Below are 10,958 nucleotides of genomic sequence, written 5' to 3'. Positions count from 1 at the left end.
CTTTGTATACCCAAACAATTAATAAATAAACTCATGATAAATGCATTGATTTCTGGGAGCATCCCCTTTTTTTAGCTCATTTTTTTAGCTCAACCAGATAATAGACTTTTTGACACCGAATAATTATATTTCTTCCAAAATTGAGTGCTTCCTGATTTATGATTTACTTTATGAACCCCATTTTTTTAATACTTCTATTACTCTGTCTAAGAGTTTATTAGAAAGATGAGATCCCATAGGTAAACTAAGGACTCTTGTTGATATATTTTCTGTAATTGCTAGTACTTCTTTAGTCCATTCATTGTCAATGTAAGCTTTAGACAAGTGAGGAGGAATAGGATAATGAATTAAACTACCAATGCCAGAAGTATCTAAATGATTTTTTAGATTGTCTCTTTGAGGATGAGCGATTACAAATAAATGCCATACTGGCTCGGCCCATTCTGGGACATAGGGTAATTTTAAATCTACAACTTCTTGCAATGATTTTAGATAGTATATAGCTATTTGTTTGCGTCGTTCATTCCATTCATCTAATTTCGTAAGCTTCACTCTTAAGAAAGCAGCCTGTAATTCATCCAATCGTGAATTAAATCCTTTGACTTCATTCTCATACTTAACGCGAGAGCCATAGTTACGGAGCAGACGAATTTTATCAGCTAATTTAGCATCGTTGGTAGTAACTGCTCCCCCATCACCAAAAGCCCCTAAATTTTTACCAGGATAAAAACTAAACCCTGCTGCATCTCCTAAACTACCAACTCGACGATTTTTATAACGTGCGCCATGTGCTTGAGCCGCATCTTCAATAACCTTAAGATTATGTCTATTAGCAATTTCATTGATGCAATCCATATCTGCTGGCTGACCATAGAGATGAACTGCTATGATTGCTTTTGTTTTGGAAGTAATAGCTGCTTCTATTTTCTTATGGTCAATATTATAAGTATTGATATCTGGTTCAACTGCTACTGGTGTTGCTCCTGCATAAGAAACTGCTAACCAAGTGGCAATATAAGTATTAGCTGGAACAATTACCTCATCACCTGCACCTATTTCCATAGCTCGTAAAATTAAATGCAAGCTTTCTAATCCATTACCTACCCCAACGCAATACTTAGTTTCACAGTAAACTGCAAACTCTTCTTCAAAAGCTTCTACTTCCTGACCAAGAATATACCAGCCAGACCCCATGACGCGCTGATAAGCTGCATCAAGCTCTTCTTTTAGTTCCAGATAAGGAGCTTTTAAATCAAGAAATGGAACTTTCATTATCTTTGTTTCTCACTGCTTTGATGAATTCTTCATAATGACGGTAGTAATCAGACTCGTCATAAAGTTCTGAAGCTAAAGCCATACATACCGCTCCAGAAGAAAAATTATCAATTTCTCTCCAAGTTAGAGGAGATATATAAAGTCCATAATAAGAGCGATTCAAATGATAGTTATTTTTTTGAAATCCGTCATAAATGGTAACATCAAAACTACCAGACATTGCTATCAAAAACTGATGACATTTGTTCAGCGCATGACCCGCACGATTTGAACCACCTGGCACATCATATAAATAGAAAACTCGTTTGATGTCAAATGGGATATGTTTATCACTTTCAACAAAAGTTAAGTTTCCGCGAGAGTCTTGAATTTTGGGAAGCTCAATAAGCTTACATCTGGATACATTCATGATGTTGCTAATTATTTATTTTGAATTTGTGCTACTACGCCGATATTGGCTAATAAATCTTTGGGAATACTAGTGGATACTTCATTTAATGCCCTCAATAAATCTTGAGAATATTCAAGCATCATAGAATTTGGTAGAACTTTCAGAAAAAAACCTGTTGAATCTACCACATGATAATCGGTAGCTTTTATATCTGCTTCAAGCGTTTCCAGAGAATATACTCTCTGATGTCCCACCAATAAGTCTCTTTGACTTAAAGTATCTAATGCGGGTTGTAAACCCATGATTACAGCTAATTTCCTATGAATAGAATTTTTATTGGGTACAATAGCTATGATTACACCATCATCTTTGAGCCATTGTTTCATTTGCTTTAATAAAACTCTAGGTTGCTCAATATGTTCTAAAACGTGCAGTGCTAAAATTGCGTCGAATTTTTTAACTGGCTCGTAGTCTTCAAATAAGCAATGAACATAATCAACTTTTTGACCAAATTTTTCTTTTGCTTTATCTATTAGAACAGAAGATCCTTCAACTAAAGTGACGTTATAATTATCATGTACTAAAGCAGTCGTAAAAATACCTTCACCATACCCTAATTCGAGAACTTGTGTTTTTCCTTGAAGGTGCTTTTTAACCCATTTAATAGTATATATCTGACCCAAATCTTCTATGTGCTTGTCTGGAATATTTTCATTCGTGTGATAATCTAAGGCAATTTTATTTAGTTCTTCTTTTGATATTCCCATTTTTTAAATCTCCATTTGTTTAGCAACCTGGAAGCCCTGTATTATTTGATCATTTAAAGATGACGACATAAAACTAGAGCTATTACCGATAAGTTTAATCTCTGGAAATTTTCTTAATACCATAGATTTCTCAGTATTAAAGCATTCATAACTATTTTGGCTAGGAACCATTAATGAATGTTTCCAGTGCTTACAATAAAAATACTGAATATCAGTATTGCATTCTATAATATGTAATTTAATTAATTCAGATTCTATTCTAGTTTTGATTTGTGCTTCATCTATAACTCCTATTGATGTTGCGAAATCAGTATTAAACTCTACTACTATTTTAGTGAGATACGAACTGCTTCTGGAACATATATTTTGATTAGTTACTCTATATGAAATAAATTCTTTATCCAAAATAAATAAGGTGCTAAATTCCCTATTTATCATATTACTTAAAATTCCTATAAAACAAATGCTTATAGATGCTTTGTCATAACTTAATGGCTGCTGATTTTCTTGAATAAGTTTGATAAGTGGAAATAGGTCTAAGCCCCACACAAGATTATTAGTCTCAACAAAATGATCGTTAGCTAACTGTAATTGATAACAATCATTAAAAATAAGAGATTTTATAGTTGTATTTTCGATATTAATTCTACTATTATCCTGAGCTTTCATTAATAAAGCATTAACAAAAGTACCTGCATATCCCTGATATGGATAATAAAATTCTGTATATTTTAAAATTTGTGGTGCTATTTCAAACTGAGATAAGATAGTCTCAGGATAGTAAAGTGGTAGCCATACACCTCTATGGTAAATTCCTAAAAAATCCGCAGTATTTTTATATATAACTTTTTTGCAAAAAGATTCAATAAAAAGATTGTGAAAAGTTGTACCCTGATTTGCCAGCGATATTGCGTTAAAGTTATTAGTAAAAAATAAATTATTTTTAAGTTTATTCTTAGCATGAAGTGAACTGTTAGAATTACTTGTTATTTCTAACAGTTCTTTTTGAATAGCTTCTTTAATTCCAACACTAAGTTTTTGAAAAACACTTAGGTTATTAGAAATCATTAAATCACCAAATATTTCCCCATTAAAAAACATTTTAGGTTGAGGAACTACTTTTGTTATTATTAAATCACTTACATAACTTTTTATTAAAGAAGTAAATCTTCCAGAATCATTTCGTAAATTGGGATTATAATTCAAAACCTCATCAGATTGATACTGATGAAACGAATCGAACTCAAAAAAGGTCATCCCACAATCAAAATGATCGTTGTGAAACGTTAAACCACCAAAATGTGCGCCCCAACTAGATAATGGATTTATTATCTTTACTTTCCAATCTTGATCTGCTAAGGCAATTGCAGCTACTAGACTAGAAACATTATTTCCTATGATTGTAGCTTGTCTTTCCATCATTTATTTGCTTTGATATTAACAAAAATTTCAGAACCCATTTCTGGCATATATTTAACCATCAGATACAATCCATTTAAAATTTCTTTTGTAAGAATATTTTGAGTATACATTTTTTGCATTTGCTCATGAGTAAAAGGCTTAATAAAGTAAGATCCAGATTCAATTATAGAGAAGCCATGACTAATTACGAAAGATTTTAAGTTTTCCAAATCAAAAGTTTTAAATTGCTGCATTTTATTTTGGGTAGCAGATTTTTCAAAAATATTACTTATTAAACCCATTTCGTAAGCTAATATGCGGTGAAATGATTTTGCATTTGGAACATTAACATGGATTACAGTATTAGCGGAACTTATTTGATTAATAGACCTTAATAACTCTTCTGGATTTTCAACTTCATGTAAAAGACTACTCATGACAATATAATCAAATTTCTCTTTGGAAAGAGAAGCAATGTTATCTTCTAATTTACCTAAATGTACTGTGACATTACTTCTACTCTTAGCCATCACACAAGCATTGTCATAAAATTCCAATATTGGTTCAACAATGTGTATACTTTCAAAGCTACTTATGTAGTTAAATAAAGGATCTAAGCCGCAACCAATTTCACATACTTTTTGAGCTTTATATGTCACTAAATATTCCAGTATTTTCTTTCTTCTATAAGAGATTTGGATCTCTTCAAAAGGAAGATTAAGATAATCTTCGTAGTATTTTTTTAAATTTCGTATTTCCATATTTTTATAATTTTATTAATTTTTGAAAATTATTCTTTTAAAATTTTTTGAAAAAGATAATTTAAGAGATTCTTGGCATCCTAAATTTTTTTTGAATTGCATCAATCCAATATTGGGTTCTCCTAAAATTGTTGATGTACCAAGATCAAGGACTTTAAAAGCTTTTTTCTGAGCGTATTCATATATATGATTAGCTAGAAGTGTTATTGGGCTATAATTTTGCATATTCTCTATATCACCCCAAGCATAGACATAAAGTATTAAAGGATTAATTACCACACATATACTGCTACATACAATTGTATTTTTATTAAAGACACCAAATAATTTTATTTTTTCGGGGAAAAGATTAACCATTTGTAAAATTTGTTCATAGTTCATTGAAAATATGAATCCTCGCCTTATCCTATTTTCTAAAATAACAGAATAAGCTTGCTCATAAACTGAATAATCAAGTTCTTTGCCTGTAAAACCCTCTCTTAAACATTTATTTAACCTTTTTCTATTGCCATGATTAATTTTTGTAGAAAAGCATAGATTATCCACAACTAAATTATAATTAAGCTCATGATTTTCGACTGCATAGCCGAGCCTTATCATAATATTATAAGTGAGAGAAAATAAAGATGGATTATGACACATAGGTTGCATTATAACTTCTATTCTATTAGCACCTATACACCATAAATAATCATCAACAGTTCTAATAAACTGCTCATAAATATTGAACTCGATATTTTCTTGAATTACAAATCCTCCAAATGTTCCTTTTGCTGGACTTTTGAATACATTAGAGGCAATTTCTGTAAAATGTATTGTACCCAATACTATTTCAGAATTTTTTTTACATAATTGAAAATAGAAAGCCCGCTCAGTTTGATGAATATTAAAAAAATTATAAGTATTGAAAATATGATTTACTTCGCTCTCGATAAAGTAATTTACCTTAATTTCATATTTATCATCAATAGATAAAATAAAGTGTTTGTTCATTATTTTTTATGATTAAAATATGAATAACTTGCTGTAACCGTTTTTGGTGCATACTTAACACTCTAAGGCTGTATTAACCTGTCTTCTTAGTTACTAACCTTTCGTGGCGATAAATGCTTGATCACAAGGAAAGCTCTTACTCGCCCATTTTCTTTTTCACATTCGCCAAAACAGTCTTGTAATCTTGCCGATCGGGGTGCAGCTTCACCAGCTTTTCCAAAGGCTCTATTGCACCTTTATAATCTTTCAATTGCAACCGCAGCACAGACAGTTTCTCTAAAGCAAGTTGGTTTTCTGGTTCCCGTTGTAAAACCAGCTCGTAGCCCCGCGCCTGTTGCTGTAATCCTGACTCAGGAGAAGCAGACGCAGTTGCTGGCTTAGGTTGGGTAGCCTGTTGGATTGCCGGAATTACTGCAAATAGCGTAGAACCAAAAAACGAGAACATCGACACTATCGTGAGAATCTTTTGTCGCCGCTGAATCTGCTTTTTGCGGGTAATTAGGTATTCTTCGTCTGAACCAGCCATGTGTCACATACTTGCTGCGGTAAACACTTAAGTATCAGCAAGCCTCCGTTCTGAGGATACCCATCTGCTCAACAGAAACTAACATCCGCGCTAAAAATTTTTTACACAAACTTCAAATGCTGACTCTGAAGACGAGAGAACTTTATGGTAAGCCTATGCTGTAGCAACAATTTTGCCATGCGTAGTTTACCGCCGTAGGCATCGCTCCTATACCTCAAAGCAAAACCCTACCCTGTGCCCTAACAGGTCTTATTCTCTGAGCAAAAGATTAAAATTATATAAAGATTTGCAATTATTTTGCCTAAAACCAGATGTTTGCGATAAGCTAAATAACATTTAAATCAACAACTTTCAAATTAGCTCGTATCCTATAGCTACTGCAACAAGCATATTTTTCCTAATTTAAACAAACAGAATTTTCCTAGTAGTCCTCAGTCACACTACTTAGTGGAACTTCCCTGAGGACTAATTATTCTGCTCGGCGTCCACAATAGATATCTTACGAAAGGTAGTGTTGCACTGTTGCGGAAAAAAGGTAAACGTAAAGAGGAAAAACAAAAGGGGCAAAAGTTAAAGGAAAAAGGGTAAACATAAGCATCCCTTACTCCTTCTCCCAAAACTTTTGTCTGACTTCTGCGAAAAGTTTAAGGACTGCTTGGTAAAATTGGGATTTTCTGGTGGTAATTACCGTACAAAACCGAATTTATCAGTAACTTAGTAGAGTTTGTTATGGTATAGTTAAAAAGTTAAGACTAGCTTTACCAAATTAAACCACTCTACGGGCCGGCAACAATTGCAGAATGGGAAGCAGTTTTAATTAAGCATTTACCCACAAAATTCAGAATTCAATCGAGGTTATGACTCAGCAAGTGATTCACCCAATGGTGAAATTGCAGCGCAACGTGCAATCACTCATAGAATCGAATATTATCAAGCCAAGCGATAGCATCTGGAAAATCGCTCTGCTCTATGGTAATGAATGGCAGCACTGGAAACAAGAACTGCTTGACTTTGGCTTTAGTATGCAAGACCCAGTTAGTGAATTGCTAGCTGTAGAAACTTGGGATGAAGAGTAGGGAATAGGGCATAGAAAATAGGGCATAGGGCATAGGGAATAGAAATTTTTAATATTCACTACTCCCTAGACGCGATTAATCGCGTCTCTACATACTCCCGATTCTCTAAACTTTGCAGGAAGCTAAAGCCGCAGCCAATTCTTTTGCGTTTTGATAGCGATCGCGTGGCAATGGTTCTGTAACCCGATCGATAACATCTCTTAATTGGGAACTAATGGTGGGAACTTTTGCCACATCAAACCTGAAGTTTCGCCCTCGTTGGCGGTAATACTTGAACGGGTTTTCGCCGGTGAGCAGAAAAATCAGCGTTGGCCCAATTGCATACAAATCAGATTGAGTCAAAGGTTGTCCTCTTTCTTGTTCGGGAGCGCAGTAACCTTCTGCACCAATTCGAGTACCGGGTGCTGTGCCAATTTCCTTAACTGCGCCAAAATCTAGCACCACTATACGATTTTCTGAACTTCGCACCATTAAATTGGCGGGTTTGATATCGCGGTGAATCAGTGGAGGCTCTTGGCTATGAAGATAGTCTAAAATATCACAGGTTTGGATCATCCAAGCGATCGCTTGGTTTGGTGTCACTGGGCCAGTGGTATAGACACGTTTCTCCAAATCTTGTCCGTGGATTAGTTCCATTGCCAAGTATTTTTTTCCACCTTCTACAAAGAAGTCATAATACTTGGGAATTCCAGGATGGTTAAGGGATTTGAGAGTATGCGCCTCTCGCTCAAATAACTCTTGAGCTTTGACAATTTTTAGCATATCAGCATTCATTTGCTTCAACACCAGCAGTTGTGGCACACCCGCAATCAGACCAGCCTCATCCCAAGCCAGATAGGTAGTACCCATACCTCCTTGTCCGAGAGTTCGCAACACCTGATAATGGCGAATTCTCTGTTGGACTGAGAGAGGTTGACCGCAGTGGATGCAAAACAGATTGTTTGGGGAGTTGCCTTCGTGCGTACAAGTGGAAGATAAATTTGCCAGATTTCCTGCTGAGTAAAGTGTCTCGGCGGCGTTTTCTTCTGTACCTTGTATTTGTTGGTGCGATCGCAAACCATTTTCCAGTACTGTTACCTGCTGAATTTGGAATTGCAATATTGGGCCTCCCTGTGCCAATTGCAAAAGGGAATTATCTGGTAACGGACTCTGAAGTACAAGGATACCGTTGAGAAAAGTCCCATTTGTACCCTGACTAATCAGCTGCCAAGCATCGCCATTGCTAGCATCACCGACTTTTCTCAGTTCTAGATGATGCCGCGAAACTAAACTATCATTTAAAACAACGTGATTATCTGCCGCTCGACCAATCCGAATTATGGAGGAGTTCTCAAAGCTCCACTGCTGGAGGGGCGTTTTCTGTTGCGGTTCTAACAGGGTCAGACTAACCACAATGTAACCTATAAGGTAAGAGGACTGAGTATTGGGGATTGGGGATTGGGGATTGGGGATTGGGGATTGGGGATTGGGTATTGGGTATAAAGAATTTTATCTTAGTCCCTAGTCCCCAGTCCCCCGTCCCCAGTCCCTTCTTTAACTTTCTAGATTTGGACGTACTTTTGCCCGAATAAGTATACCAGTAATATTGTCGTGACCGTTGTGTTGATTTGCCAAATCAATTAATTCTGTAACGCCCCGTTCTAAGTTAACACCAGAACTAAGTAAGGGTTCTAAGTGGCTCTGCCAATGAGTTTCTAGTAAATCATTGTCTGATAGACCGTCCGATGCCAACAGCAGAAGAGTGTCTTCGTTGATGTCGAAAAAGCCAACGTCGGGATTAATCGAGTTTTCATCACGAGGCCCCAAGGCTTGGGTAAGTTGGTAAGCATCTGGGCGGGCGTAAGCTATGCTTGCTTCCACTCCTCGATTTATTTCCCGTTGCCCAACTTCGTGATCTACTGTGACTTGTTCTAGCCCCTGCTTGCGCGTCAGGCGATAGAGACGGCTATCTCCCACATGAGCAACTGCTGCTTGAGTATCTTGAATTAAAAGCATTACTAAAGTTGTACCCATACGCCCAACTCCAGAACGGGCATCTTGTTGATTGAGCTTGTAAATCGCCTCATTAGCTAAATACACTGCCTCACGAATGCTATCTTCTGTTGGCAGCTGGTTGGCAATCCAGTGTTCTTGAAAGTATTCCTGTAGGGTGTTGACTGCTAACTCGCTGGCTATCTCGCCGCCAGCATGTCCACCCATACCATCACAAAGAATATACAAACCATGCCCTTCTAAAACTCGACTTTTAGGGAACTCCAGTTTCTGAATTTTGGTTTCGATGCCAAAGCAGTCCTCGTTATGATGACGTTGACGCCCCACATCTGTGCGTCCTGCATCTTCTAAGCTACTTAACTGCATCGCCAGCACCACAGTTGGCATATCATCAGTTTTGCTAATGATATCTTCTAACTCATCTGATTGTGGGGTAGTGGACACAGCAGTATTGTTCTCCTTTATTGGGGGCAAAGTTGCGCTTCCTAATGCTTCCAGTTCAACAGAGATTTCCTCCAAACGCGATCGCAATTGGGCGATCGTCTGAATCTTACCTACCTCTAAATCCCCCAACATTTGGACTACGGAGCCAAATTGAGTCCGTTGCGATTGTCTAAATAGTGCTTGCCAAACCCTTCCCAAAGCTTGGATAGTTAACGGCTCCTCTGGAATGGCAGATGTTTGGCGAGGGACATCTTCTGACGACTCTGTGGCAGGCTGAGAATTCGGTGATTCCACATACAACCTTTGTAGTGCCAACGTTTGGTCTTCATCCAATCGCAAATTCGACAAATCTAAAAGGCTTTGACGACAATTTACTGGTTCCAATACTGCCCAAAGTTGGGTCATTTCATAACACCAGTGTAAAATTTTTAACGAACTGGTTGTTTCTTCTTGCCACAGGTCGAGTAAATACTGCCAATCCGAGCGGTTTTCGATTATTAATACCTGTATATCACCTTGCTGCCATGCGTCGTGAATCGACGGTATCCTCCGCTCACTTTGGGATTGTAAAGCAATATAAAGTTTAGCAAGGCGAGGAATCTCATTCGCTTCCACTGATGGTGTGAGCAAATCTGATTCCTGATTTTCTAGGATTGCCTCAATCGGTGATATTTGATACGGCTGACAGTCTAGAACTCTCACACCCACATCAGTAATAATGGCAGTTTCCGTTTGCGTAGGTAGCGCATCTAATAATTGATAGCGTTCTTGGGAGTCTAAATAGGAGCCTAATGTAATTTGAGTAGGAGATACAGGAGATGAGGAGGGTATTGCTTGTTCATCTCCCTCACCTCCCACATCTTTGACATCCCCTTCTCCTCTCAAAGCTTCCCCAGTCGTTTCTTTAGCAATAATTGCCCAAAACACTGTTCCACATTCTGCGTCACAGTTATGACAACGTAATACATTCACAGGTACATCATCGGTACCGCATTCAGGACAAACCTTGTGAGTCAGGGATGTGCCACAGTTTTGACAGAATTTGTTGCTATTGGGGTTTTCAAATTTACACTGAGGGCAAATCAGCATAGTGGAAGTTCCTTTATTCCCATTCGTTCCAAGGTGCTTCTAGCCACTAACATCCAAGGTGCCACAATTGGCTGTCCCTGACTACAGTAGATTGTAGTTGATCAATGAATTTTAGTGGCAGTATTAATTGTGACGCATATTAGATAAATATTTCATATATTGGCAGCTAATTCCTTGGAAATGGAAAATGGGGACTGGGGACTGGGGACTGGGGACTGGGGACTGGGGACTGGGGACTGGGGA

Annotated in this window: 10 protein-coding genes; 1 reads left to right on the top strand and 9 read right to left on the bottom strand. The window is 37.1% G+C overall.

Annotated elements, in window-relative coordinates; all coding sequences use genetic code 11:
* Positions 1-168: 168 nt before the first annotated feature.
* The 7 genes from RMX89_RS30290 to RMX89_RS30260 all read right to left on the bottom strand — a co-directional run bounded on the left by RMX89_RS30290 (position 169) and on the right by RMX89_RS30260 (position 6,114).
* Positions 169-1,272, bottom strand: a complete 1,104-nt coding sequence (locus tag RMX89_RS30290) for a DegT/DnrJ/EryC1/StrS family aminotransferase (protein ID WP_322691548.1) — start codon at positions 1,270-1,272, stop codon at positions 169-171.
* The gene (locus RMX89_RS30285; RefSeq protein ID WP_322691547.1) at positions 1,253-1,684 is read right to left on the bottom strand and encodes an FdtA/QdtA family cupin domain-containing protein; all 432 of its coding nucleotides are present in this window, start codon (positions 1,682-1,684) and stop codon (positions 1,253-1,255) included. Before RMX89_RS30285 ends, RMX89_RS30290 begins: the two co-directional genes overlap by 20 nt.
* Positions 1,685-1,695: 11 nt before the next feature.
* Complete coding sequence (locus tag RMX89_RS30280) at positions 1,696-2,433, bottom strand: class I SAM-dependent methyltransferase (protein WP_322691546.1); 738 nt, start codon at positions 2,431-2,433, stop codon at positions 1,696-1,698.
* Between the two features lie 3 nt (positions 2,434-2,436).
* Positions 2,437-3,855, bottom strand: coding sequence for a hypothetical protein (locus RMX89_RS30275; protein WP_322691545.1), 1,419 nt, complete (start codon positions 3,853-3,855; stop codon positions 2,437-2,439).
* Entirely contained in the window at positions 3,852-4,595 is a 744-nt protein-coding gene (locus RMX89_RS30270) for a methyltransferase domain-containing protein (protein WP_322691544.1), read from the bottom strand. Before RMX89_RS30270 ends, RMX89_RS30275 begins: the two co-directional genes overlap by 4 nt.
* 15 nt (positions 4,596-4,610) lie before the next feature.
* On the bottom strand, positions 4,611-5,588 hold the full coding sequence (locus RMX89_RS30265; RefSeq protein ID WP_322691543.1) for a hypothetical protein: 978 nt from the start codon (positions 5,586-5,588) through the stop codon (positions 4,611-4,613).
* A 136-nt stretch (positions 5,589-5,724) separates the two neighbouring features.
* Positions 5,725-6,114, bottom strand: a complete 390-nt coding sequence (locus RMX89_RS30260) for a tetratricopeptide repeat protein (RefSeq protein ID WP_322691542.1) — start codon at positions 6,112-6,114, stop codon at positions 5,725-5,727.
* 857 nt (positions 6,115-6,971) lie between these two features.
* On the opposite strand from RMX89_RS30260, the gene RMX89_RS30255 reads away from it, so the two are divergent.
* On the top strand, positions 6,972-7,190 hold the full coding sequence (locus tag RMX89_RS30255) for a DUF4327 family protein (RefSeq protein ID WP_012407469.1): 219 nt from the start codon (positions 6,972-6,974) through the stop codon (positions 7,188-7,190).
* 105 nt (positions 7,191-7,295) lie between these two features.
* Here RMX89_RS30255 and RMX89_RS30250 read toward each other — a convergent pair whose 3' ends face one another.
* Positions 7,296-8,582 (bottom strand): protein kinase domain-containing protein, encoded by a 1,287-nt coding sequence (locus RMX89_RS30250; RefSeq protein ID WP_322691541.1) that lies wholly within the window; start codon positions 8,580-8,582, stop codon positions 7,296-7,298.
* Positions 8,583-8,723: 141 nt separating this feature from the next.
* Positions 8,724-10,715: a serine/threonine phosphatase gene (locus RMX89_RS30245; protein WP_322691540.1), complete on the bottom strand. Its 1,992-nt coding sequence runs from the start codon at positions 10,713-10,715 to the stop codon at positions 8,724-8,726.
* Positions 10,716-10,958 lie beyond the last annotated feature (243 nt).

The organism is Nostoc sp. DedSLP04 (genome assembly GCF_034530775.1).
Taxonomy (GTDB): Bacteria; Cyanobacteriota; Cyanobacteriia; order Cyanobacteriales; family Nostocaceae; genus Nostoc.
Note: the sequence above shows the minus strand (reverse complement) of the source record. Positions and strands in the feature narration are given on the sequence as shown.